Annotated in this window: 17 protein-coding genes; 13 read left to right on the top strand and 4 right to left on the bottom strand. The window is 51.5% G+C overall.

Annotation, left to right across the window (positions count from 1 at the left end; translation table 11 throughout):
* Nucleotides 1-194: 194 nt before the first annotated feature.
* The 4 genes from J7619_RS02840 to cobA form a co-directional block, all read right to left on the bottom strand.
* Nucleotides 195-3,788, bottom strand: coding sequence for a nitrate reductase (locus J7619_RS02840; protein ID WP_291193709.1), 3,594 nt, complete (start codon nt 3,786-3,788; stop codon nt 195-197).
* A 490-nt stretch (nt 3,789-4,278) separates the two neighbouring features.
* Nucleotides 4,279-5,592, bottom strand: coding sequence for a NarK family nitrate/nitrite MFS transporter (locus J7619_RS02835; RefSeq protein ID WP_291193707.1), 1,314 nt, complete (start codon nt 5,590-5,592; stop codon nt 4,279-4,281).
* Between the two features lie 37 nt (nt 5,593-5,629).
* The gene (locus tag J7619_RS02830; RefSeq protein ID WP_291193704.1) at nt 5,630-6,988 is read right to left on the bottom strand and encodes an alginate export family protein; all 1,359 of its coding nucleotides are present in this window, start codon (nt 6,986-6,988) and stop codon (nt 5,630-5,632) included.
* Nucleotides 6,989-7,025: 37 nt separating this feature from the next.
* Nucleotides 7,026-7,784, bottom strand: a complete 759-nt coding sequence (gene cobA / locus J7619_RS02825) for a uroporphyrinogen-III C-methyltransferase (RefSeq protein WP_291193702.1) — start codon at nt 7,782-7,784, stop codon at nt 7,026-7,028.
* Between the two features lie 275 nt (nt 7,785-8,059).
* Between cobA and nirB the strand changes: the two genes are divergently transcribed.
* The 13 genes from nirB (at nt 8,060) to J7619_RS02760 (ending at nt 25,282) form a co-directional block, all read left to right on the top strand.
* Nucleotides 8,060-10,576: a nitrite reductase large subunit NirB gene (gene nirB, locus J7619_RS02820; protein WP_291193699.1), complete on the top strand. Its 2,517-nt coding sequence runs from the start codon at nt 8,060-8,062 to the stop codon at nt 10,574-10,576.
* Between the two features lie 287 nt (nt 10,577-10,863).
* A complete protein-coding gene (nirD, locus tag J7619_RS02815) occupies nt 10,864-11,217 on the top strand; it encodes a nitrite reductase small subunit NirD (protein ID WP_291193695.1) in 354 nt (117 codons plus the stop codon).
* A 117-nt stretch (nt 11,218-11,334) separates the two neighbouring features.
* Entirely contained in the window at nt 11,335-12,762 is a 1,428-nt protein-coding gene (locus J7619_RS02810) for an ATP-binding protein (RefSeq protein WP_291193692.1), read from the top strand.
* Between the two features lie 31 nt (nt 12,763-12,793).
* On the top strand, nt 12,794-13,456 hold the full coding sequence (locus J7619_RS02805) for a response regulator transcription factor (protein ID WP_291193689.1): 663 nt from the start codon (nt 12,794-12,796) through the stop codon (nt 13,454-13,456).
* Nucleotides 13,457-13,531: 75 nt separating this feature from the next.
* On the top strand, nt 13,532-14,437 hold the full coding sequence (locus J7619_RS02800; RefSeq protein WP_291193686.1) for a ThuA domain-containing protein: 906 nt from the start codon (nt 13,532-13,534) through the stop codon (nt 14,435-14,437).
* Nucleotides 14,438-14,524: 87 nt separating this feature from the next.
* Nucleotides 14,525-15,379 carry a hypothetical protein gene (locus tag J7619_RS02795; protein WP_291193683.1) on the top strand — a complete coding sequence of 285 codons (855 nt, stop codon included), beginning with the start codon at nt 14,525-14,527 and terminating at the stop codon, nt 15,377-15,379.
* A gap of 68 nt (nt 15,380-15,447) precedes the next feature.
* Nucleotides 15,448-15,687, top strand: a complete 240-nt coding sequence (locus J7619_RS02790) for a prevent-host-death protein (protein ID WP_291193680.1) — start codon at nt 15,448-15,450, stop codon at nt 15,685-15,687.
* Nucleotides 15,684-16,082 carry a type II toxin-antitoxin system VapC family toxin gene (locus tag J7619_RS02785; RefSeq protein WP_291193677.1) on the top strand — a complete coding sequence of 133 codons (399 nt, stop codon included), beginning with the start codon at nt 15,684-15,686 and terminating at the stop codon, nt 16,080-16,082. The genes J7619_RS02790 and J7619_RS02785 overlap by 4 nt, the downstream gene beginning before the upstream one ends.
* Nucleotides 16,083-16,436: 354 nt before the next feature.
* Nucleotides 16,437-17,369, top strand: a complete 933-nt coding sequence (locus J7619_RS02780) for a hypothetical protein (RefSeq protein ID WP_291193674.1) — start codon at nt 16,437-16,439, stop codon at nt 17,367-17,369.
* A 70-nt stretch (nt 17,370-17,439) separates the two neighbouring features.
* Nucleotides 17,440-19,761 carry an arylsulfatase gene (locus J7619_RS02775; RefSeq protein WP_291193671.1) on the top strand — a complete coding sequence of 774 codons (2,322 nt, stop codon included), beginning with the start codon at nt 17,440-17,442 and terminating at the stop codon, nt 19,759-19,761.
* Nucleotides 19,762-19,778: 17 nt separating this feature from the next.
* Nucleotides 19,779-21,152, top strand: a complete 1,374-nt coding sequence (locus J7619_RS02770; protein ID WP_291193668.1) for a sulfatase — start codon at nt 19,779-19,781, stop codon at nt 21,150-21,152.
* 58 nt (nt 21,153-21,210) lie between these two features.
* Complete coding sequence (locus J7619_RS02765) at nt 21,211-21,891, top strand: hypothetical protein (protein ID WP_291193665.1); 681 nt, start codon at nt 21,211-21,213, stop codon at nt 21,889-21,891.
* A 361-nt stretch (nt 21,892-22,252) separates the two neighbouring features.
* Nucleotides 22,253-25,282: a TonB-dependent receptor gene (locus tag J7619_RS02760; protein ID WP_291193663.1), complete on the top strand. Its 3,030-nt coding sequence runs from the start codon at nt 22,253-22,255 to the stop codon at nt 25,280-25,282.
* Nucleotides 25,283-25,385 lie beyond the last annotated feature (103 nt).

Genomic DNA, 25,385 nt, shown 5'->3' with positions numbered 1-25,385 from the left:
TCAAGCGTTGTCAGGTGTAGTCAGGTGTTGTCATGGGTAGTCGGGTATTGTCAGGAATATAAAGTGTTGTAAGTGATTAGGTATGGAGAAAATTGTATCTCACAATGAATGACTTTACGACCATGCCTGACTAAACCTGACTGCCACTTGACCACACCTGACCTATGACTATTGATGACCATTCCTGACCCATTTCAATTCGTTACCAAATTTACCTCCAATGTTTTTTCCAGAATCGCACGGACCTCCGGCCGGCACGAGCCGCAGCCGGTTCCGGCGCCGGTGGTCTGGCAGAGCTTCTGGAAGTCGCCGCAGCCGCTGACAATGGCTTTTTCCAGGTTTCCTTGTCCCACGTTGTTACAAGAGCAAACCAGTTTCCCCATCATCGGTTCCGCTTTCTGACTGGCCCGCAGGAGTAGCAGGCGCTTTTCGGAAAGTTCCACACCGTTGGTGATCAGGTCACGGAATTCGAGGAATTCGTTTTTGTCGCCGATCAGGATTGCGCCCACCAGCTTGTCGCGGTGTACGATGCATTTTTTATAATAACGCTTTGATTTATCGATGAATACGATTTGCTCATAGGCCGGGTCATTGGCCGGCGCGTCGGTCATACCGATACTACACAGGTGCAAACCGTCCATTTTCAGGATGTTCATCGAGGTGCTGCCTTTGTAAGGTTGTGAGATGTCGCCTGCCAGGTAATGGGCGATCACTTTGGCCTGTTGCTCGGCAGCCAGGGTAATGCCCCACATCTGTCCGTTCCATTCGGCGATTTCTCCGGCGGTGTAAATATCCGGGTCGGAGGTTTGCATGTAATCGTTCACGACCACGCCACGCTTGCATTCGAGGCCGGCTTCCTGGGCGAGATCGATGGTCGGGACGGTACCTATGGCCAGTACAACCACCTGGCAGTCGATTTTCCGCCCCGATTTCAGCCTGATCCCTTCCACGGTATCCGAACCCGAGAAGGTAGCCACCTCATCGTTGAAATAACATTCGATTCCCCTGTCGAGCAGTTCCTGGTAAAGCAATTCGCTGGCCAGCGGGTCGAGCTGGCGCTCCATGAAACGGCCGCTGCGCTGGATGACGGTCACTTTTACATCCATTTCACGGAACGAAGCCGCGAGTTCGAGCCCTAGAATACCTCCCCCGACGATGACCGCGTGCGGTTCGGGTTGTTTTAAAAAGGGCAAAACCGAATCCGCGTCGAGGCGCGAGCGCATATTGAATATACCTGGCAGGTTAGGCACGCCTTTTGGCATGAATGCCTTACTGCCCATGCCGAGAATGAGTTTGTCGTAATGGTGCTCCGTGCCGTTGCTATCGATGACGGTCTTGTGTTTTCGATCGATGTGCATGATACTCACGCCCTTGTGTACGGTAATGTGGTTTTCAGCAAACTGGTCTTCTCGCAGCTTCACAAGCTGTTCCCAGGTTTGAGAGCCGCTGATATAGTCGGGCAGCATGACCCGGTTATAGAACGGATATATTTCTTTGGAAAAAACATGGATCTCATCATCGGCATTCAGCTGGCGGTAAGAGTTGATGAAACCCAACCCAGCCGATCCGGCGCCGACAATGATAATTTTCTCAAATGGTTTTTTATATAAAGCAACTTGTACGGCTGAGAACTTGAAATCGGGTTCTTTGGATTTAGGGTCCACCAGCGAATTGGTCAGGTTGTTGGCCCGGGCCAGGTTACTCCCCAATATTTTGCCCCAATGCATGGGCAGGAAGCAGAGGCCTTTCCGCACGTCTTCCGTAATCTGGGCCTTCACGCGCACTTCCCCGCGCCGCCCGCTCACCGTTACAAGATTACCTTCCTGAATACCTCGTTTACGCGCGTCGTCAGGATGGATTTGCAGAAAAGGCTGGGGGATATGCTTGTTCAATTTCGCTACACGGCCCGTTTTGGTCATCGTATGCCACTGGTCGCGGATCCTTCCACTCGTTAAAACCAGCGGGAAGTGTTCATCGGTGGGCTCGGAAGTGTTTTCGTCCGGAAGTGCGTGTATTTGCGCTCTTTTGTTTTTGGTATAAAACTGATGGTCAGTGAATAGGCGCTTCGTGCCATGGTCGGTCGACGCTTCACCGTTTGTCGCGGTATCAACCTGCTCTGGCTCCTTTTGACAGCCGACAGCCGACAGCCTACGGCCGATAGCCGATAGCGGCCATTGTACGCTGCGCTTTTCTTTCAGTAACTGGTGGCTCACACCGGTAACGTCGATAGTCGTTCCCTTGGTGACCTTCACATATTCGTCGTAAATCTCAGAGGTGGTTTTGTAATTAAATGCTTTTTCAAAACCCATTTTCCGGGCAAATCGCCACAGGATCTCCGAGTCGGGCAATGCCTCGCCGGGCGCATCGATCACTTTCGGCAAATAGGTAATGCGGCGTTCTGCATTGGTCATGCTGCCGTCCTTTTCCAGCCAGGCGGCTGCGGGCAGCACCACATCGGCGAAATGCACGGTGTCGGCGCGGTTGGAAACGTCCTGAACCACTACGAAGCGTGATTTTTTCAATGCGCTTTCCACAGCATTCATGTCCGGCATACTCACTATCGGGTTGGTATTGATGATCCAGATCGCTTTCAAACGGTCGTCGGCCAATGCTTCGAACATTTCCGTTGCCGTAAGCCCCGGCTTATCAGCAATGCGGACGGGCGTGTTCCAGAATTGTTCCATTTCTTCGCGGTGCGCCGCATTCACCACTTCGCGGTGGCCCGGCAGGATATTGGCAAGGCCCCCTGTTTCGCGACCGCCCATGGCATTCGGCTGGCCGGTGAGCGAGAATGGCCCATTACCGGGTCTGCCAATTTTTCCGGTAATTAAATGCAGGTTGATGAGCGAAAGGTTTTTGTTGACACCGATTACCGACTGGTTCAATCCCATTGTCCAGAACGAGAGAAAACCTTTCGAACGGCCGATCCATTCGGCGGCTAAGGCAATGTCGGCGGAAGGGACACCACAAATGTCGGCCGCTTCCGCCAATGTGCGCTGCATTACCTGTAGCCGGAATAATTCGAAACCATCGGTATGGTCAGTAATAAACCGTTCATCGAGATAATCATTTTCGATCAGCAAAAGGCCGATCGCATTGTTGAGGACGATGTCGGTGCCCGGGCGGATCTGCAAATGCAGGTCGGCCGAGCGGGCGGTGTCGGTCACGCGCGGGTCCACGCAGATAATTTTCGTATCCGGTTTCGCCGTTTTGTGCGCTTCCACACGCCGCCAGATAATGGGATGGCACCAGGCCGGGTTAGCGCCGGTTACGTACATGACATCGGCCGCCTCGATGTCGTCGTAGCAAACAGGAACGCTATCCTCGCCCAGTGACAACTTGTAACCCACCACCGCTGAGCTCATGCACAGGCGGGAGTTGGTGTCGATATTGTTGGACCCGATGAAACCTTTGATCAGCTTGTTTACCAGGTAGTATTCCTCCGTGAGGCATTGACCGGAGACATAAAACGCTACCGAATCGGGTCCAAATTTTTTGATTAATGTTTTAAAAACAGCGGCTGTGCGTTCCAGAGCCTCGTCCCAGGTCGCCCGTTGCAAGGGCATCGAGCGGTTGAGGCGCACCTGCGGGTAGAGCAGCCTGTCGGACTGGTCCATCACCGTGTAATGCAGATTCATGCCTTTGGAACACAGCATTCCTTTGTTGGAAGGGTGTTCTTTATCTCCTTCAAGGCTCAGTTGGCCATTACTTTCTTTCGTCACCACGACCCCGCAGCCTACGCCGCAGTAACAGCAGGTCGATTTGTAGGAATTGGGGGCGGGTTTCATGTTTTAATGACTGAATTAGTGAATGAGTGAATGAGTGAATGATCCGCCGTGGAACGGGGAATGAGTGAATGATTAATAATTGAAACTGAAATTCATCTTGATTTTTATTTGTGGCGTTTTTGGCCCGGAGGCCATCCTGTTTGTGGCAAATCAATTTTTGTTATCGTTTGGCCCCGGCGGGGCCTCCTTGTTTGTAATTAGGCGACTCCTCCGGAGTCTTACGATATTTGGTTTGTCGTTTGCTATAAACAGGTTGCCACTCCGTGGCATTTTGGGGAATCCATCGCCTATCCATTTCCGTTGATTTCATTCAACGGGCACCCGGCAATCATCGGAACCCATCGATTTTTTATCCATTTCCGTTGATTTCAATCAACGGGCGCCCGGCAATCATTGGGCTCCATCGATTTTTATCCATTTCCGTTGATTTCAATCAACGGGTACGCGGCAATCATTGGGCTCCATCGATTTTTATCAATTTCCGTTGATTTCAATCAACGGGCAGCGGTTCCAATTGGCCGGTTTCTGCCGTGATTGTTTGTACTTTTTCAAAATTGATCAATGCTACAATGGCGGCGACGCACGCGATCGCTACGCCTATGTACATGAATGCCTGCGAGTAGCTGATGGTCGTGGATTTGAACAGGAAGCCTGCGAGCACTGCGCCCACGTTACCGCCTGCACCTACGATACCGCTTACCGAACCGATAGCCTTTTGATTAATGAAAGGTACGATCGCATAGGTCGCGCCATTCGCCATTTTCAAAAACATCGCGAAGCAAAGCATCGTGATCACCGCGCCGACAATGCTGCCGCTCTGCGCGAACAATGCAATGCCGATTCCTTCGAGAACGAGCAGTAGTGCCAGCAGGCGTCCCTTGCCAAGCATTCCCCATTTGTTACCTACCTTATCGGCGACGATACCTCCCACGGCACGGGCGAAAATGTTCATAAAGCCGAACGTCCCAGCGAGGATCCCCGCCGTCGCGAGTGAGGTATTGAAGTTTTCCGAGAAATACAGTGCAGCTACGTTGTCGAAAGTGATCTCAATTCCAAAACATGCGCCGTAAGCAAGGAACAACGCCCAGGTGCGGGGATCGCGCATGGCAATACCCAATGTACCTTTCGCTTTGGCGGCTTTCGGGTTAACCACGGCCAGGTCTTCGAAGTTGCCGGCTGGGGTGTCTTTGGTAAAGAAGTAATATACGAACGCGAAGATCAGCAATGCGGCTCCCGGGATCACCATCGCGATTCTCCAGGCCGATTCAGGCAAATATCCCGCACCTACGAATGCTGCGAAAATCAACGGCATCACCATGTTGGTAATACCGCCACCAAGATTACCCCACCCGCCGGCTACCGCATTAGCCGTTCCGACGATCTTCTTGTCGAACATCACGGAAGTATGGTATTGCGTCACCACAAACGACGCGCCGATCACGCCGATAGCGAGACGGAAGAGCAAAAAGCCTTCGTACGAATTCACCAGGCCAACCGTCATCACCGGAATAGAGCCGAGCCCGAGCAATGCAGTATAAGTTTTGCGTGGTCCCCAGGAGTCGCAGAGTTTACCAATTGCGATGCGGGCGATCACCGTTGCCGCCACGGAAGCGATGATAATGTTGCCTATTTGCGGTTTGGTCAATCCCAGGTCGGTTTTGATCACCGTCATGAGCGGGGCCAGTCCGAACCATCCGAAAAAACAAAGGAAGAACGCCATCCAGGTCAGATGGAAGGTACGCATTTGTACGCCCTTGAAACTGAAAATATTGAGTTTTTCAAGCGGCTTATTGGTCGTTTCCATAGTAATAAGAGGTTTGAAATTGATGGTTATGACAGACTTATTTCAGGAATTCAGGTTTGATATTGATCATCAGGTACGCCCAGTTGGACATTTTTTGCGGATTTTTTACACCCTTTACCTGTGCGAGACTGTTGGTCGAGAAGAATGCGCAGTAGCCGCCCTGGAAGCTGATGGTCTTTGTCAGATTGTAGTTGGCGATAATGTCGAGTTCTTCGCCGAAGCTGGATGAAAGCTTCTGGTTATCAGAAACCCGGACTGCCGCCGCGCTCGCGAAATGGTGGAGATCGGTATTGATCGAGAGTTTTTCGGAAGCCTTGATGGTCGTATTAATGTAAAGGTCCGAAAGCCCGCCCTTGCCAAAGCCGTTCGCGGCATAGAAGTAGTCCATTTGCCCCCAAAACTTGTGCGGCGTGCCGTAAAGCGGGTCGAAAGTGTGGTTTTTGGCCGACCCGGTAGCTGTTCCGGAGGTGTAGTCAAAGCCGGGGCCAATGGAAAATACCCGGTTCATTGCATACATCCCCCGGACAGAGTACATATAGGCGCTCAGCGACGCACCGTCTTTATCTTTACCGGTTTGGTAAAAAGCATTCGCAGTCAGCGTCCAGCTCTTGCCCAATTTGGTTTGTAAATACGGCCCGATGGTAACGCGGCTCCGTACGCCGTTGGCCAGCTTCTTCACGCCCGCCGTATCTAACGTATATTTCTGAAAATCATCTTTTACAACGAGAAACGATGCATTTCCCTGCTTTAACTTTTTACCCAAATAGAGAAATTGCAGCGATTTATACATCGTCCCGATCCCGTTCGTACCGGCTGGGTAGCCTACGGGTACGCCGTCATACAAAGTACCCGTTTTGAGCTCACGGTTTTGGTTATACGCAACGCCGAGGTGAGCTGTAAAGCCATTGTTGCCGTATTTAACGAGCGCCGCATCATGGCGTCGTGCCTGTTGCAGCCAGTCGAGGTTGCCGAGTACACGGCTGTCGTCGTAGAGAAACTCCTGCCGGCCGATCTTCAATGCAAATTCTTTCCCGAGTTTGGTCTGGTTGGTATCCAGCAGGCTGATCTCTCCCCAGGCTTCGTGCAGCATCAAACCATTCAGCGATGAATTGGTGATGCGGTTGTTGGTCGAGGCGTCCTGTCCCCAAACGCGCACATCCTGAACGGCTACGAAAAACTGTGTCCGGTAACCTTTGTAGCCCGCATTCAGACGGGTACGCTGGGAAGTGAAAAAGGCAGGCTTCTCACCTTTGGAAAGCATGGTGCCTTGTCCGTCAAGCAATTCCGTCCGGGTCCGTAATTGTCCCGAAAGGCTAAATTGGGCCATTGTCCGCGTCGGGCCCAGCAAGCCGGTCCCGGTGATACCCAGCAAAATGAGGTAAACAGCTTTTCTCATTGTGATTATGTTTAGGTTGGAGTGGAAGCTAAGCAAGTCAAAATGCCATCTGCATGTTTTGCAGGTATTCCAATGCGTAAGCGGGGCTGAGGGCTACTACTTCGCCCATGACCATGATAGCCGGCGTGCCGATTCCGTGCTCGCGTACGAGCCGGGGCATTTCCCAAACCTGCCCCACCACGCTCTTCTCATCCGGCCGGGTGCCGTTCTGGATCACCGCCATAGGCAAATGGCCGCGTCCGAAGTGTTTGTATAGTGCGCAAATCTCTTCCAGTTTATTCAAACCCATTAATACGATTACCGTCGCTTTCGATTGCGCCGCCAGCCGGAGGTCGTCCGAAAGCTCGCCGTTCTGCGTTGTGCCGGTGATCACCCAGAAACTCTCGCTCAGGCCCCGGCGGGTAACCGGTACGCCCAGGGAAGCAGGCACTGAAATGCTGCTGGAAATGCCCGGTACCATTTCGCAGGGGATGTCGTGGTCCTGCGCATATTCGATTTCCTCATGCCCGCGACCGAACACAAAAGGGTCTCCGCCTTTCAGCCTTACTACATGGCCGCGCTTGCGGGCGAGGCGGACGATCAGGCCGTTGATTTCGTCCTGCGAGAAGGAAGGGTTCCCCACTTTCTTGCCTACATACATCTTCAATGCGTGGGCTGGCGCAAATTCCAGGAATGCCGTGTTAGCGAGCTCGTCGTACAGCACCACATCCGCGGTTTGCAATGCACGCATTCCTTTCAATGTGATCAGTTCGCTGTCTCCGGGACCGGCTCCTACCAGTGTCAGTTTTGCTTCCATCTCTTATATATAATAGGGTGAATATTAGAAATATACTATATATAGTATTTTATAACTATATTAATTATTGGTTCAAATTTACTAGTCAAATTTTATAAAACAATCATTTTACCAAAATTTATGTTTGTTTTTAATCATAAATGCGAATTAAAAATTAGGAAAATCAGAAAACACGATTTACTTTTGACTTATTAAAAAAGTGATAACACGCACATAATATTAGAATAGTACAACAAAATAATTATGTTTTCACAAATCAATAGTTATTAATTACTATGAAAGCTGTTTCAAACACCCGGGTCGTCGTGGTTGGCAATGGTATGGTGGGCTACAAATTCTGTGAAAAGCTCCTCTCGAGAAAAAAGGATGGACAGGATTTTACCATCACCGTATTCGGCGAAGAGCCTCGTGCTGCCTACGACAGAGTACATTTGAGCGAGTTTTTTGCAGGGAAGACGGCAGATGACCTTTCCATGGCCGGTGTAGAATGGTATGTGGAGAATGGGATACGGCTGTTTTTGTCCGACCCGGTGGTGGATATCGACCGGGAAGAAAAACTGGTGCGTTCACACCATGGGTACATAGTATATTATGACTACCTTGTCATGGCGACCGGCTCCGGGGCGTTCGTTCCGTCGATTCCGGGAGTTGAAAAGGATGGGGTGTTTGTGTACCGCACGATCGAGGATCTCGAACTGATCCAGTCGTATGCCAAAAAGGCCCGGAAAGGTGCCGTGCTTGGCGGCGGTTTGCTGGGGCTGGAAGCGGCAAAGGCATTACTGGACCTCGGCCTGGAAGAAGCACACGTGGTGGAATTCGCCCCACGGCTCATGCCAAGGCAGATCGATGATGCCGGCTCGCGCATGCTGCAAAGCCAGCTCGAATCCCTCGGTTTACAGATACATCTTTCAAAAAGCACGCAGGAGATCAAAGGCGACGACCGTATCGAAGGAATGCAGTTTGCCGATAATACCTTCCTCGACGTGGATATGCTCGTCATTTCCGCAGGTATCCGCCCACGCGACGAAGTGGCGAAAATTGCAGGCCTTGAAACGCACCCACGTGGTGGTATCGTCGTGAATAACCAATTGCAAACCTCCGATCCGTCGATTTTCGCGATCGGGGAATGCGCATTGGCCCACCATATGATCTACGGACTCATCGCGCCGGGCTATGAAATGGCCGACGTGGTGGCTACCATGCTGACAGGCGGCGAAAAGGAGTTCCTTCCTTACGATATGTCGACCAAGCTGAAACTGATCGGTACCGACGTGGCGAGCTTCGGCGACCCGTTTGTGGAGGAGCCTGCTTGCCGGACAATACGCTACGAAAACAAAGCCAAAGGCATTTATAAACGCATTAATGTAAGCACCGACGGCAAAACACTTTTGGGCGGAATCCTGGTAGGAGAGGCAGAGCAATACAATATGCTCCTGCAAACCTGCAAGAACAAAACGATCCTGCCTCCTGACTCGGAGGATCTGATCCTGGGCTCCCGCGGGGGCGAGGAAGCGGGTGCGGGCGTCATGAGCCTGCCCGACGACGCGCTCATATGCTCGTGCGAGGCCGTTACCAAAGGCATGATCTGCCATGAAGTAGGCGAAAACGGCCACCATACCGTGGATGCACTGAAAAAATGCTGCAAAGCTGGTACGGGCTGCGGCGGTTGTATCCCGATGGTGAAAGACCTGATCGCCGGCGTGATGAAGGAGAAAGGCGTGTACGTCCGCAATGTGATCTGCGAGCATTTTGACTACTCACGGCAGGAACTGCTGGATTTGGTGAAAATGAATGGGTTGAAAACGTACGGGGCCGTGCTCGATCATCACGGTAAAGGTGATGGCTGCGAAGTATGCAAGCCGCTTGTATCCTCGATTCTGGCCAGCCTCTGGAATGAAAATATCCTCGAAAAGGACCGTGCGGTGGCGCAGGACTCGAACGACCGGTACCTGGCAAACATTCAGAAAGGCGGCACATACTCTGTAGTTCCGCGGATTCCAGGTGGAGAGATTACACCTGAGAAACTGATCGTGATCGGTCAGGTGGCACAGAAATATAATTTGTATACCAAAATCACCGGTGGTCAGCGAATAGACTTGTTTGGAGCGCATCTGGGCGACTTGCCGGATATCTGGGAAGAACTGATTAATGCAGGTTTTGAAAGCGGCCACGCCTACGGAAAATCGTTACGTACCGTGAAAAGCTGCGTAGGCTCTACCTGGTGTCGTTTCGGAGTACAGGATTCGGTATCGTTCGCTATCGAAGTGGAAGATCGTTATAAAGGTCTGCGTTCGCCGCACAAGCTGAAATCGGCGGTATCGGGTTGCGTCCGCGAATGCGCGGAGGCACAAAGCAAAGACTTTGGCATTATCGCTACCGATAAGGGCTGGAACCTGTTTGTATGCGGCAATGGTGGGGCCAAGCCGCAGCATGCGCAGTTGCTGGCCAGCGATGTAGATAAGGAAACTTGCCTCCGCCTGATTGATCGTTTCCTGATGTTCTATATCAAAACAGCTGATCCGCTGACGCGTACCGCCACCTGGCTGAACAAAATGGAGGGTGGGATGAACTACCTGAAAGCTGTGGTCGTGGACGACGTACTGGGTATCGCGGAAGAGCTCGAACGCGATATGCAAAACCTGATCGACGTATACAAATGCGAGTGGCGCGAAGTGGTAGAAAGTCCCGAGCTTCGCAAACGTTTCACACACTTCGTGAACACGCCCATCAAGGACCCAAGCATCACGTTCGAGGGCATGCGCGACCAGAAGCGGGCCACGGAATGGGTGTAAGGCAGCGGACATTCCGCGGCCCGCTTCCGTCGGCTGAAGCCAACGGAAATGGATTGAAAATTGAAAATCCAATTGCCCCGCGTCCGTCGGCCGAAGCCAGTGGAAATGGATTAAAAACTGAAAATCCCATTGCCCCGGGTTCGTCTGCCGAAACCAGCGGAAATGGATTAAAAATTGAAAATCCCATTGCCCCGGGTTTTAACCCGGGGATACAGTATCAAAAGAAAATAAATCTCTTCCCCTGGGTTTCAACCCGGGGTGGCACAACGATCAATCTTATAGCAAAAATGGAAACGCTCACAGACACAATGAACGAAGTAACCTGGCACATGGCATGCTACGTCGACGATATCCCTGAGGACGGCGGTGGTTGCGCGTTTATCAGCGGCCGGCAAATTGCCATTTACAACTTTGCAAGAAGGGGGGAATGGTACGCGACCGATAACCAATGTCCGCATCGCCAGCAGATGGCCCTTTCACGCGGAATGATCGGCAGCCACGGCGAAGAACCGAAAGTCGCTTGTCCTTTTCACAAAAAAACCTTTTCATTGCAAACCGGACAGTGCCTGAACGACGATGAGTACCGGATCAACACTTTCCCGGTAATGGTGAAAGAGAACCGCGTCTACGTCGGCTTGTAAGATATGCAGTCGATATAGCCTGTAAGCGGGCAGCCGCAGGCGTACCTGCCAAACGGCAGCGCCGTCCGGTCAAAGACCGATCTTTAACCAGGGGTTTCAAACCCTGGCTGTTAGCAAATGGAAAGACTCGACAAACGCGTAGCGGGCAGCCTCACCCGGTTTTATGTAGTGGCATTGTGTGTGGTGGCTTTGCTTACGGTGAGTGGTCTGTTTCTGATCAGGCGTACGATCCGGAATCTTAACCACGACAGCCGATTGGTAAATGTCGCCGGCCGGCAGCGTATGCTCAGCCAGCGCCTTACTAAACTGGCCGTATTGAAAATCAACGGTATCGAGCATCGCGACTCCGTGAGTTTTAATTCGTTGCTCACGTTGTGGAAAGACAGCCATGAAGATCTGGTATCCAGGAAATTACCGGTAGAAAAAGGTTTTGTAACCTGGAAGAGTCAGCCGCTGGATACCATGTTCCATGAGCTGGATCCCGTTTTTGACCGTATTTATCAAAATTTACTAATTATCAGTCGCGACGACGCCGATGTGGCTGCGAAACAGCGCGCATTAGCACAAGTACTCGCCAACGAGCCGCAGTTTCTGTCGCAGATGAACCGCATTGTGTTCCAGTTCGATAAGGAGAGTTTTGAGAGGCTCCAAAACCTGGAACGCATCGAATGGATACTCGATCTGATGACGATCCTGGTGCTCGTGGCGGAAGGTTTGCTGATATTCAGGCCGGTGGTGAATACTACGCGCCGTGTGGTGCGGATGCTGACGGAATCGGAAGATGCGTTGCAACTGTCCAATCAGAGACTACAAGAGGCTAATAGTCAGCTTGTCGAGACGCAGAAAGAACTGCTGCGTCTCGAAGAGGAAAAATACGCACTGCAGCTCGCCGAGGATCGCGTCAGGGCAGGGGCGTTGATCGAAGGGCAGGAAGAAGAGCGGAAACGTTTTGCGTTGGAACTGCACGACGGGATCGGTCAAATGCTGACGGGCCTGAAATTGCATGCGGAGAAACTGAAAGCCGTGCAATTTCACGATGAGAAACACCAGAAGCGCTTCGAACAGCTGGTAACGCTGATCCAGGATATCATTCAGACAACACGGCAGGTATCGTTTAATTTGATGCCTTCGGTGCTCAGCGATTTTGGGCTGGCCTCTGCATTGAAGCTGCTTTGCCAGCAGACGTCGGATGTGTCGGGGATCAAAATTTTGTTTGAAGGCGAGACCGGCGAGCGGATCATGATGGCGCGTCCCACGGAAATCGGGCTATACCGCATTGCTCAGGAAGCACTAAACAACGCCGTGAAACATGCGAATGCGGATCTGATCAAGATAAAATTGGAACAAAATAAGAATCGCATCGTTTTGGAAATTGCGGATGACGGAAAAGGATTTTTAATTAGTAATTTAAAGTCAGAAGGACAGTTCCTGACCCGTAACGGGATGGAGAATATCCGTACGCGCACCCGGCTGCTGAATGGTGAAATAGAGATTATTTCCAAAGTGGATAGCGGTACGAGATTGGTCGTTCAGGTTGATTTATAATGACTTATTGCTGATTAGCTGACCACCACGTATGCCTATTCGGATTTTAGTTGTAGACGATCATTCGGTAGTGAGGCAGGGCATTATCACCTTGCTCGAAGATGAAGAAGACCTGATTATCGCCGGCGAAGCCGCGGACGGCGACGAGGTATGGGATATGGTCGAGAAAGTGAAGCCCGATGTAATCCTGCTCGATCTGACGATGCCCCGTATGCCGGGTTTGGACGTGATCAAGCAGATCGTGCCGGTGTTCCCGTCTGCGAAAATCCTGGTATTCAGCATGCACAACAACACCGATTATGTGCTTTCATCAGCGCTGAATGGTGCTTCGGGATATCTGGAAAAGGATACCAGCCGGGACGAAATGCTCCGGGCGATTCGCGCCATTGCCAAAGGAGAGCTCTATTTTCCGCCTTATGCGTCGTCGGTGATAATCAAAAATCTCCTCAAACAGCTGTCACGCGTGTCGGACGTACGCCCCATGCAGGAGGAAGTTCAGGAAAAATCGATCTGGAAAATTATAACCCCGCGCGAGCAGCAGATCCTCAAATGCCTCACCGAAGGGATGAGCAGTAAGGATATAGCCGAAAAGTTCGATATCAGCTCCAATACCGTTGCCAACCAACGCGCCAGCATCATGAAAAAGGCCAACGTGAAAAACACCGCCGAGCTCATCAGTCTCGCGATGAAGTAACCCATGGCTTGATTTTTATACAATTCCTGCCAGCTACCGGTCCCGAAACGGGCCATCCATTAAAAATTGGAAGAAATGGACAGGATATGCATGCTCATTTTGGGCTTCGTACTGTTTTTGACAGTGGCCGAAGCTCAGGTTAAATCTAACGCCAATACTGTACTCAGGAAAAAGATCGTCTTCATTGCCGGGCCCGACAGCCATGGGAAAGGCGAGCACGAGCACAATGGCGGCTGTACTTTGCTCTCGAAAGCGTTAAACGACAGTTTGCCGGGTGTTGAGGCGATAGTCGTGCGCAACGGCTGGCCTAAGGACGAATCCGTACTCGATAATGCAGCTGCCATCGTTTTCTACCTCGATGGCGGGGGTACCGATCACCTGGAACTGGTGCATGCGGCCAAAATGGATGAACTTGTTGCACGTGGGGCCGGTATCGTCAACCTGCATTTTTCCCTTGAAGTGGATGCCAGGGCGGGCGGAGAAAGCTTTATGAAATGGATAGGGGGGTATTTTGAAACCAGTTGGTCAGTAAATCCTGTGTGGGAAGCCAGTTTTGCCCGATTCCCTGATCATCCCGTCGCACGCGGCCTGAAACCTTTCAGCATACGCGATGAGTGGTATTATCACATGCGTTTTGCACCTGGCATGAAAGGAGTGACACCCATTTTGCAGGCATTACCACCGGAATCCACGCTGAATAAGCCCGATGGGACGCATTCCAATAACCCTGCTGTCCGCGAGGCGGTCATTGCCAGAAAGGAAATGCAAACGCTCGCCTGGGCTTTCGAGCGGCCCGACGGAGGCCGGGGGTTTGGGTTTACCGGAGGCCATATGCACAAAAACTGGCAGAATGATAACTTCCGCAAACTGGTGCTGAATGCGATCGCATGGGCGGCCAAAATCGATATCCCTGCCGGTGGCATCCCTTCGGCCACGCCCACTGATAATGAACTGAATGCGCTTACGAAGCGGGTAAATTGAGGTTCGCGGATTAAATTTTTTTAATCCGTAAATTTCTTTCGCCGGTTTTGCGTTACTTCATGCAATACTCCCGGTGGGCCTGATAAGATGAAAAGCGAAGCAGGCCTATTGCCGTTTTGTTTTGAAGTCGAGATGAAATACGGTTTCCAAGAACCGCGTAAGCGCCCTAACAAGACTATTTTTTTACTGTTGCCGCTGCTACTGGCAGGACAAGTGGCCGTTTACGCCCAAACCGATTCCGTTGCTGTTGCAAAAAAAGCGGCTGCCGCACAGGATACCCTCACCGTGAGGAACACTGCTGCCACCGAAACTACTGCTGCACAAAACAAGGTCAAGCTGTTCTTTAATTTTGACGCGCGGGGAACATTTATCGAGCGGAAACATATTAATATTTTCGGCGTCAATGCGGGTATTACCTTCGGGGAGAAACGTAACCGTCTCACGGCCGGCTACTACTGGCTGGGCTACAATGCGGCCCGGAGGCTTGTGAACTGGCATAACATATTCCCCAATCCGCTCAACCTCTCATACTACACGGCCACAGATGTCCGTTTCGCTAATTTTGCCTACTGGCACACGGCCATCCGAAACAAACGTTGGGTATTATCTACGCCCCTCGAAGTAGGTATCGGCAACCAAAGTACCCGTTTCCGCGACTTGTTCGACGGCCTCAAGTCCGGTTCTCGGAAAGATTACTTCATTCCCCTGCAAGTAGGCGTATACGCCGAGTACCGGGCGCTGCGCTGGGCGGGTATCAACTCGCAGATCGGCTACCGCAATGCACTCTCCTCCGGCGAATTCCGCGAGCGATTCAGCGGATTTTATTACAGCTATGGGATAAACCTCTACCCCGAGGCGATTTGGAAGGATTTTAAGAAATGGAGTAAGAAAAAGGCGAAGTCTCAGACGGTTGATAATACGGTGGTACCGTTGGGACATTAGGTATGTTTTTGCTAGTGGATGGTTTGTAAATGTCGTAAATTGGTTCAAACATTAAACACAGACGTACGATGACCATTAGCGCAGATCAAATCGAAGCAAATGCCTCAGCAGTCCTTTTGGAACTCAGAAAAGGAGAAAGAGTGGGGGTTACTTTCGGGGAGGAGCAGGCAGTTCAGGCATATCTTGTTCCCGGGAGTTTAGTTCAAAGAGGTAAAGGACCCAGAAAATTGGGAGGCCTGAAAGGTAAGGTTAAAGTTACATTTGCAGACGATTTTAAAATGACGACAGAAGAGTTTCTTGGCCTATGACCTATCTGCTCGATACACACACATTAATTTGGGCACTCACGGATTTTGAAAAGCTCCCTGCTAACGTTCAGCGTATTTTAAGAAATAAAAACAATGATATCGTTGTTAGCGCACTGAGTTTTTGGGAAATGTCCATCAAACGTTCGATAAACAAGCTTAATCTGGATGGTGCAAATCCCGAGGATTTCGTGAAGGAGGCACTTAAAGCACACTTTGACATATTGCCGCTCTCCGTTGAACTGTGTTCCACCTTCTTCAAACTCTCGGCCTCCCACCACAAAGATCCGTTCGACCGAATGCTCATTTGGCAGGCGCTTCATCAGAAATGTGCGCTCATCACAATAGATAGAAACATCCGGAAGTACGCCAGCGAAAGCCTCCAAGTCGTCTGGTAATCTTTCCATAACCCCAATTTTCCAGGAATTTCAACCCAACCCCTTGCGTTTCTGAATTCTTTAAACTTACTTTGTCTATCAAATTAGTAGATTTTATCTGTTAACCACCAGCAGACGAGATCAATACCAAAATCTTTTTCAAACATGAAATCGATGGATCGTTATTCTTCGCGCAGTAGTATTGTGCCTATGGTGGGCCCTTCCGGCTATTCCTTTGCTATCGCATCTTGTTGCTGTTGTTGAGCTCCTTTTGACAGCGGTTCATGTCGCCGTTCTCTGATTTTCACTCTGTTTACATATCATTTATTATGCTGTGGGGCCAGCAGGCTCACGCTTCCAACCACTTTTTACATCATGAAAAACTTTAAGAGAATCTTTCTGGCAGCAGGTCTGGCGTTGGCTGCCTTTCCCCATGCATTCGCACAAGAAACCAACGACAATAAGGTAATCATTACCGGCGTGCGTTTCGCTTACCCGCTGGTCGACAAATGGATCAAAGAATACACCGCGACCAACCCCAAGGCCCAGATCGTGATCGAAACGCGCACAATTACGGATCCGGCGAAATATGACCTGCTGATCGAGGCCTATGACCAGGAAAAGGAAGTGAAAGATACGCGCGAATACATTTCGATCGGCCGTTATGCATTACTGCCGGTAGCAAATGCGAAATCGGCGTTTGCGAAGGAATATGCCGACAAAGGGCTGAATGAGAAGACTTACAAGCAGATATTCTTCCACGATATTTATGCCGAAAAAGACAAGTCGCTAACGACCCAGTACACCATTTACACACGCTTGCAGAAAGCCGGGGCGCCGCTTACTTTCGCCAAATATTTTGGTTATGAACAGCAGAATATCAAGGGGAAAGCCATTGCGGGTGCCGACGAGCATTTGATCAAGGCACTCCTGAAAGATGAAACGGGGATTACCTACACCACCCCGGGCCTCGCGTACGACCTGCAAACCCGCAAGCCGGTAGATGGACTGACGATCATCCCCGTCGACCTGGATGGCAACGGCCGCGTTTCGAAAGAGGAAAAAGCATTGGAAAGCCTGGATCAGGTGATTGCTACGCTCGAAGCCGAAAAAGTGAAAAATGTGCCGGTTGAAAACATTCACTTTTCGATCGCTAAAAACAATTCCAACCCGGAGGCCAAAAAATTCCTGCTTTGGGTAGCGGCGAATGCGGATAAAGACCTGCACCAATTCGGTTACCTGAAAGCCGATGCGAAGCGCCTGGCCGATGAAAGAGAGAAGCTGGAAAGATTTCAGGCTGTAAAGTAAGGTTTGCACGCCAGCGGGCACGACATCCGTGGTGCCCGCTTTCTTCTGCCCCATTCATTTCAAAACCTTTATGAAAAAACGACTATTATCCGCCCTGACCAGGCAGCGGCTGGGCCTTTTTGTGCTCAGCACTGCCGTTTTTGGCCAGGCATCGGCCCAGCATGACCCTGTTCAGCCCTTTCAGGGAAAGATAGGCAAGACAATCGAAGAGACCGAGCAATGGTGGCAGGAGCAACCCAAAGCCCCAAAAGGTGCACCCAACGTGGTATGGATCCTGCTCGACGACGTAGGGTTCGGAGCAACGTCGGCATTCGGCGGGCTGATCGACACCCCCAATTTTGAAAAGCTGGCCAAAGGCGGCTTGCGCTACACGAACTTTCATACAACCGGCATTTGCAGTCCCACACGCGCATCCCTGCTCACGGGCAGGAACCCGCACGCGGTGGCGATGGGCCACCACGCCGAACTGGGCATTGGAGCACCGGGTTACAACGGTAATATCCCTTTCGAAGCGGGAACGGTGGCCGAGATTTTCAAGGAAAATGGCTACAACACATTCGCATTGGGCAAATGGCATGGCAATCAGCCGCGCGACCTCACGATCGCCGGGCCGTACAACCGCTATCCGACCGGTCGTGGCTTCGAGCATTTCTACGGCTTCCTTGGCGGGGCTACCGATCAGTGGCACCCGCAGCTGGTGGAGGAAACTTCGCCGATCGATATCGAACCGAATACCAAACATTTAAATCAGCTGCTCTCCGATAAGGCTATCTCCTACATTGCCAATCAGAAATCGGCCGATCCCGAAAAGCCGTTCTTTCTCTATCTGGCCACCGGCGCGGCACATGCGCCGCATCACGTAGCGCGCGAGTGGAGCGATAAGTACAAAGGGAAGTTCGATGGCGGCTGGGACGAATACCGCGAAAAGGTATTCCAACGGCAGCTCGCCGGCGGACTCGCGCCCAAAGGCACGCAATTGCCTCCGCGGCAGACGGGTATCAAACCCTGGAATTCGCTTTCGGCCGATGAAAAGAAGATTTACGCCCGGTTCATGGAAGTATATGCCGGGTTTCTTTCCTATACCGACTACGAGGTGGGCAGAGTGGTGGATTACCTGCAACAGATTGGTCAGCTGGATAACACGCTGATTTTCCTGGTGGTAGGCGATAATGGCGGTAGCAAGGAAGGAACTTACACGGGTACTGCGGGTACAGCCGAGAAGTCGGCGGGAGACGATATCAAATTCCTCTTATCTCAATATGATAAACTGGGCACTGAATACAGTTATCCCAACTATCCGCTGGGCTGGTCACAGGCTACCAACACGCCGTTCAGGTACTGGAAAAGTGATGTGAATGCGGAAGGCGCGTCGCATACCACGCTCATCGTCCACTACCCGAAGGGTATTGCCGATAAGGGAGGGCTCCGTGCGCAGTATGCACATGTGACCGACATTCTGCCTACGACCATCGAACTGACGGGCGTGAAGGTGCCGGATGAAATCAATGGCTACAAACAATGGCCGTTCCACGGTACTTCGCTGGCCTATTCGCTCAATGACGCGCAGGCTGCGGCACGACATACGCAGCAGTATTACGAGCTGCACGGCGGCCGGGCTATTTACAAGGATGGCTGGAAAGCAAGTGTCTACCACCCGCGGAACACATTCGGCGAGCAGACGACCGATATCAATTTCATCGCGGATTTCAAGCGCGACAAATGGGAGCTTTACAATATCAATGAAGACTGGAACGAGATCAACGACCTCGCCGCCCAATACCCTGAAAAACTGGAAGCATTGAAAAAACTCTTCGACGAGGAAGCGGAGAAGTACAACGTGTACCCGTTGAAAAACTTCCGTGCCGGACTTACCCCGCCGCAGATCCGCCCCAAAACGGTGATTTATGAAGGTACGACCATCAAAACGAGGGTTTACATCGGCAAAGGGCCCGTAGCTATCACAGCTGAAATAGAGGCAGGTAAGCATACGGAAGGCGTGATTTTCGCCAATGGCGGGTTGCTGGGCGGAACGAGTCTCTATATCCGGCAGAACAAACTGCATTACCTGCTTAACGACGGTCTGAAACCCGTCGTGCTGACATCTTCCAAAGCATTGAAAGAGGGCCGGAATACTGTCCGCCTTGAATTTGCCGCCGATCAAAAGGTGATTTTGCTTGTGAACGGCGAAAAGGCGGCCGAGCAGGCGGGTATCGGAACTAAATACCTCGCCTCGGCTTCTTCCGACGGGTTCAGCGTCGGGAAAGACCTTAATTCCCCGGTTACCAAAGATTATCCCGGCACTTTTGCTTTCAATGGAAAAGTGAAGCAGCTGGTGATCGACCAACACGAGGAGAATCAGGAAAAAGTGGGTTTAATACAAAAGGAAAAGTAACATTTAAATATCCTTCCATGAGAAGATTACTAATAGGTGCCGCGCTGCTCCTGGCAACGCTGACGACGCAGGCTCAGCGTAAGCCCAACATTGTCGTGATCCTTGCCGATGATCTCGGGTACGGCGATATCGGCACATTCGGCGCTACGGATATTCGCACGCCGAATATCGACGGCCTGGCCACTAAGGGCATTAAACTGACATCGTTCTATTCGGCCTCGCCCGTGTGCAGTCCTACGCGCGCGGCGCTCATTACGGGCCGGTACCCGCGCAGGCTGGGGATCGATCATGTGTTTTTTCCTGAAAGCTTTACCGGTATTCCGGCCGGAGAGGTGACCATCGCCGAGGCGTTGAAAGGCAATGGCTACCGAACTGCGATATTCGGGAAATGGCACCTGGGGCACCATAGGCAGTTTTTGCCTTTGCAGAATGGTTTCGATGAATATTACGGCATTCCTTACAGCAACGACATGATGGGCGTAGTGTACCTGCGCGGCAACGATGTGGACAGCATTAAGGTAAACCAGAAATATATCACGCAGACGTACACCAAAGAGGCAGTCCGTTTCATTGACCAGAATAAGGACAAGCCGTTTTTCCTCTACATTACCCATAACATGCCCCATGTGCCGATTTACGCTTCCCCGAAATTTGAGGGTAAATCCCAAAGAGGATTGTATGGCGATGTGATCGAGGAACTGGACTGGAGCGTGGGAGAGGTGGTGAAAGCGTTGAAAAAGAATGGCCTGGAAGAAAATACGCTGGTAGTTTTCACGAGCGACAATGGCCCCTGGCTGATTTTCGATGTGGAAGGCGGCTCAGCCGGACCATTACGGCAGGGCAAGGGTACCACGTTCGAAGGGGGGCAACGTGTGCCTGCCGTAGCTTACTGGCCGGGTAAAATCAAGCCGGGCACGGTTTATGACGATCTCGCATCGCAACTCGATCTTTATCCGACCATTATCAGCCTCACAGGCAGTCAGAAAACGCAAACCCAAAAGCCGCTCGACGGCGAGGATATCAGTCCCGTGCTCTTTGGTACTGCGAAGCGGAAAGGCGATGAATTTGCCTACTATTCCAACGGCATTATCGAAGCGTACCGCAAGGGCGACTGGAAGATCCGGCTGCCGCAGAAAGATGTAAAAGTAGGGAATGCAGTGATCGTTCCAGCCGCGGATACATTATTGTTTAACCTCAAAACAGACATTGGTGAGCAGTATAATCTCCTGAAATCCAACCCCGCGAAGGCAAACGAACTGCTTACCTCGCTGGAAGCCTACAAAAAGAAAATAGGTGATACCCCGCCGCCACTCGTGCAGCGGATGCCGTCGGACGACAGCCACATTAAAAAAAGAGCTGAGCGGGCCGCTGGAAAAAGCACAGGCAAATAAGTAGTTTTGGAATGGTTATGCATTTGATAACCATTCCAAAAATTACTTTATAACAGCCATGAAAAAAATCACCACCACTGCGCTAGGGCTTTCATTCGCCCTGTCTTGTCTGCTCACTTCTGCCAAAGCGCAGAATATCGCGCTTAAACCCGCTTTGCTTACGCCTTTTCAGGTGACCGTCGCGGCTACCGAATACAAAGGGAAATCAGGCGTTGCATTGGAAATGCCCAAAATGGCCGTGAACGAAAAGACTGTGGCCGTGCTGAAAGACATCGATTTTCACAACGGCACGATCGAAGCCACGATTTCGGGCCAGCCGCAAGCGAATGCAGGCGAAGGGGCGCGTGGCTTTGTCGGGATCGCATTTCGGATTGCCGCGGATACTTCCAAAATGGAGCTTTTCTACATCCGGCCGACTAATGGTCGTGCCGACGACCAGGTACGCCGCAACCACTCGACGCAATACGTTTCGATGCCCGGATACCCCTGGGAAAAGCTGCGTAAAGAAACACCGGAAAAATACGAGGCCTATGCCGACATGGTACCGGCCGAATGGACCAAAGTGAAGATTGAAGTGAAGGACGAAACCGCCCGGTTTTATGTCAACGGCGCTTCGCAGCCCACATTGGTCGTCAATGACCTGAAACAAGGGAAAGACCTGCGCGGAAGCGTGGGCTTGTGGATCGGGCCGGGCTCGCTGGGGCATTTTACCGATCTGAAAGTAACCAAAATAGACTAATCCGTTTCCTATTGTAAGTCACCGGCTTAAAATATCCCAATAATGCAGGAATAGCCTTGCATTATTGGGATACATAATTTTACTTTGCCCACAGAATTTATAGAGTAAGTATTTTATTGAAGCCCTGTCGACCGGAAATAACCACCATTTCCAGACGGTACATTTACAAATGCCTGCCATACTTTGAACACAGGGTCAGGGCTTCGCATATGCGCTGGGTTGCGTATATGGATTAAGGTTCACGTAGCGAGGTCGCCATTTCGGCAACCGGCGACGACACTTGTTTTTCATCATCAGCAAATTTCAAAGTTCAATCAAGGCTGTTTTATTTAATAATTACTAAACCCGCTTAGTACTGATAATGAGAAAGTACCTCTACGTGGTCCTGTTTCTGACAGGCTTTTTGAGTTATTCCTATGCCCAGGAAACCGTCACCGGTGTGGTGAAGGATGCCTCCGGGCAAACCATTCCCGGAGCGACGGTCGTCCTCAAAGGCACAGCACGCTATGCCGCCACCGACCTCGACGGCAAGTTTTCCATTCCCGCCCCCGAAGATTTTCCTTTCACCCTGCAAGTGAACCTGACCGGCTACCAGCAGCAGGAAATCGATATTTATGAACTCACCGGCGAACCCGCCGAGGTTGTCCTGAAAACGGCCAACGTGCTCGACGAAGTGGTTGTGATCGGTTATGGGACGCAGAAAAAAGGCGATATTACCGGCTCTGTGGCTTCGGTGCCTCAATTGGCTTTGAAACAGCCCATCAGTTCATTCGACCGCGCATTGCAGGGGGCAGCGGCGGGTGTGCAGGTAACGCAAACGTCGGGACAGCCGGGCGCGGCCGTGAGCATACGCATACGCGGGGGCAACTCCATTACCGGCGGTAACGAGCCGCTGTACGTGATCGACGGTTTTCCGGTGTACAACAGCAATGCCGACGCCAGTGCGGGCGTGACCGCGGGGCCGAGCATCAACGCGCTGTCCAGCCTGAACCCGAGCGATATTGAATCCATCGAAGTGTTAAAAGACGCCTCAGCCACGGCGATTTACGGCTCGCGCGGTGCCAACGGGGTAGTGATTATCACGACCAAAAAAGGGAAAGCCGGGCAGAATACCCTGACGTACGACGCCTACTACGGCACCCAGAAGGTCCTGAAAAAAGTGGATGTGCTCACCAGCGCCAGAGATTGGGCATTGCTCAAAAACGATGCGCGTGCCAACTCCGGAAAAGCACCTTATTACACGCAGGCGCAAATCGATGCATTAGGGGAAGGTACCGACTGGCAAAGCGAAGCATTCCGGGCGGCATCGATCCAGAACCACCAGCTGTCCTTAACCGGCGGCGATGACCGTACGCGCTATTCTATTTCGGGGAATTATTTCAAACAGAATGGCGTGCTGCGCAATACCGATTTTGAGCGGTATTCGGGGAGGATCAATCTCGACCGCGATTTTTCCTCCAAATTCAAAGTGGGTGTCAATCTGACCGCGAGCAAAATCACTGCGCAGGTGGCCAACAATGGCGTAGTAAATGCGCTGCTGGCAATGCCGCCGACCGTGCATGTGTACGACGCGAATGGCAAATACACCTATCAAAGCGAGTTCGAGACGCCACTGGGTAATCCGATCGCAACTTTGGAAAAAGAAGTGAATCAAACCAAAACCTATCGCGTGCTCGGCAATGTGTACGGGGAATATACCTTCCTGGAAGGCCTGGTAGGAAAGGTTTCGTTCGGCGCGGATGTGATCAACAACAAGCAGAACCGGTATGTGCCGTCGGATATTTACCAGGGCGCCAACTCCAACCCGACGGGCAAGGCTTCGGTGGGGACGAAGTTTTCCTCGACGTGGCTGAACGAGAACACATTGAGTTATTCCAGAACTTTTAACCAGAAGCATTCACTCAACGTTGTAGTCGGCTACACGCAGCAGGCATTTGAAACCGAAAGTGCCATTGCTGCATCCGAGGCATTCGTAACCGACCAGTTGGAATACAACGACCTCGGGAGCGGTTCGGTGTACAGCCAGCCGTCGTCCGGCTCTTCGGCCTGGGCACTGAACTCCTGGCTGGGACGTATCAATTATTCGATCGACCAGAAATACATTTTCACCGTGAGCGGCCGTGCCGATGGCTCTTCCCGCTTTGGGAAGGATAAGAAATGGGGCTATTTCCCTTCTGCCGCATTTGCGTGGAATATTTCGAGGGAAGATTTCCTGGCCAACTATAAATCCATCAGCAACCTGAAACTCCGCCTGAGCGCGGGGGTGACGGGTAACCAGGAAATCGGACAGTATCTTTCGCTGGCGACATTGAATTCCAATACCTATTTCTTCGGCGGGCAGACTTACATTGGTTTTGCACCGAACCGCATCGCCAACCCTGATCTTGGCTGGGAAACGACCGCGCAATACGACGCGGGTATCGATCTTTCACTGTACAAAAACCGCATCAATTTCGTGTTGGATGCCTATTACAAAAAGACGACAAACCTGCTCCTGAATGTGCCGATCCCTTATACAACCGGCCAGTCCACCGCTTTGCAGAACTACGGTTCGGTGGAGAACAAGGGGATAGAGCTCGGGATTAACACCGAGAACTTTACCGGTGCATTTACCTGGAATACCCATTTTGTGTTCTCCATTAACCGCAATAAAGTGCTGACCCTCGGCGACGGCGCCAATTACATCATTTCGGGTGCCAATATTGCCAAAGTAGGCCAGCCCCTCGGCTCATTTTATGGTTACCAAACCAATGGCCTCTTCCAGACCGGCGACGATATTGCGAACCTGCCGACCATTAACCCGGCGACGACCAAACCGGGCGACCGCCGCTATGTCGATATCAATGGCGATGGTAAGATTACACAGGCAGACGACCGGGCGCTCATCGGTAATGCGCAGCCGAAATTTCAGGGAGGGATTACCAATACCTTGTCCTACCTCAACTTCGATCTGAGCTTTTTCTTTCAGGGGACTTATGGCAATAAGCTTTTCAACCAGAATAAGCAGCAGCTCGAACTCCTGACAGGCCAACAGAATGCCTCTATAACTGCATTGGAACGCTGGACACCGACCAACCCGACCAATGTGGTCCAGCGAGCATTCGAGGACCCGGCCGCTGTGAATACGAGCCGTTACGTGGAGGACGCCTCGTTCCTGCGCCTGAAAAACGTGACGTTGGGCTACAATTTGCCCAAAGCCATTGCTGCGAAAATTCACGCAAGCCAGATCAAGGTCTATGTGTCGGCGGCCAATCTCCTTACCTGGACCAAGTACACCGGATTCGACCCCGAGGTAAGCCGCAACGAGCAGAGCACGCTCACGCAGGGAATCGATTACAGCGTGTATCCCGGCAGCAAGTCGTTCCTCGGCGGTCTCAGTATTTCATTCTAAGTATTCTTTGTAATGGGTCAGGTGTTGTCAGATGTAGTCATTTGTTGTCAAGTATTGTCATGAATGGTCATTTGTTGTCAGGCGTAGTCGTTGTCGTCCGGTG

Origin of the sequence: Dyadobacter sp., from assembly GCF_017744695.1 — a bacterium.
In the GTDB taxonomy this organism is placed as follows: Bacteria; Bacteroidota; Bacteroidia; order Cytophagales; family Spirosomataceae; genus Dyadobacter.
This window is presented reverse-complemented; position numbering and strand designations above follow the sequence as displayed.

What these genes read in the sequence shown, in the direction of transcription:
- J7619_RS02840 (WP_291193709.1), bottom strand. Translation starts at nt 3,788, where the DNA reads ATGAAACCCGCCCCCAATTCCTACAAATCGACCTGCTGTTACTGCGGC.
- J7619_RS02795 (WP_291193683.1), top strand. Translation starts at nt 14,525, where the DNA reads ATGAAAAGCGAAGCAGGCCTATTGCCGTTTTGTTTTGAAGTCGAGATG.
- J7619_RS02830 (WP_291193704.1), bottom strand. Translation starts at nt 6,988, where the DNA reads ATGAGAAAAGCTGTTTACCTCATTTTGCTGGGTATCACCGGGACCGGC.
- J7619_RS02775 (WP_291193671.1), top strand. Translation starts at nt 17,440, where the DNA reads ATGAAAAAACGACTATTATCCGCCCTGACCAGGCAGCGGCTGGGCCTT.
- J7619_RS02785 (WP_291193677.1), top strand. Translation starts at nt 15,684, where the DNA reads ATGACCTATCTGCTCGATACACACACATTAATTTGGGCACTCACGGAT.
- J7619_RS02760 (WP_291193663.1), top strand. Translation starts at nt 22,253, where the DNA reads ATGAGAAAGTACCTCTACGTGGTCCTGTTTCTGACAGGCTTTTTGAGT.
- J7619_RS02835 (WP_291193707.1), bottom strand. Translation starts at nt 5,592, where the DNA reads ATGGAAACGACCAATAAGCCGCTTGAAAAACTCAATATTTTCAGTTTC.
- J7619_RS02800 (WP_291193686.1), top strand. Translation starts at nt 13,532, where the DNA reads ATGGACAGGATATGCATGCTCATTTTGGGCTTCGTACTGTTTTTGACA.
- J7619_RS02810 (WP_291193692.1), top strand. Translation starts at nt 11,335, where the DNA reads ATGGAAAGACTCGACAAACGCGTAGCGGGCAGCCTCACCCGGTTTTAT.
- nirD (WP_291193695.1), top strand. Translation starts at nt 10,864, where the DNA reads ATGGAAACGCTCACAGACACAATGAACGAAGTAACCTGGCACATGGCA.
- cobA (WP_291193702.1), bottom strand. Translation starts at nt 7,784, where the DNA reads ATGGAAGCAAAACTGACACTGGTAGGAGCCGGTCCCGGAGACAGCGAA.
- J7619_RS02805 (WP_291193689.1), top strand. Translation starts at nt 12,794, where the DNA reads ATGCCTATTCGGATTTTAGTTGTAGACGATCATTCGGTAGTGAGGCAG.
- J7619_RS02765 (WP_291193665.1), top strand. Translation starts at nt 21,211, where the DNA reads ATGAAAAAAATCACCACCACTGCGCTAGGGCTTTCATTCGCCCTGTCT.
- J7619_RS02770 (WP_291193668.1), top strand. Translation starts at nt 19,779, where the DNA reads ATGAGAAGATTACTAATAGGTGCCGCGCTGCTCCTGGCAACGCTGACG.
- J7619_RS02790 (WP_291193680.1), top strand. Translation starts at nt 15,448, where the DNA reads ATGACCATTAGCGCAGATCAAATCGAAGCAAATGCCTCAGCAGTCCTT.
- J7619_RS02780 (WP_291193674.1), top strand. Translation starts at nt 16,437, where the DNA reads ATGAAAAACTTTAAGAGAATCTTTCTGGCAGCAGGTCTGGCGTTGGCT.
- nirB (WP_291193699.1), top strand. Translation starts at nt 8,060, where the DNA reads ATGAAAGCTGTTTCAAACACCCGGGTCGTCGTGGTTGGCAATGGTATG.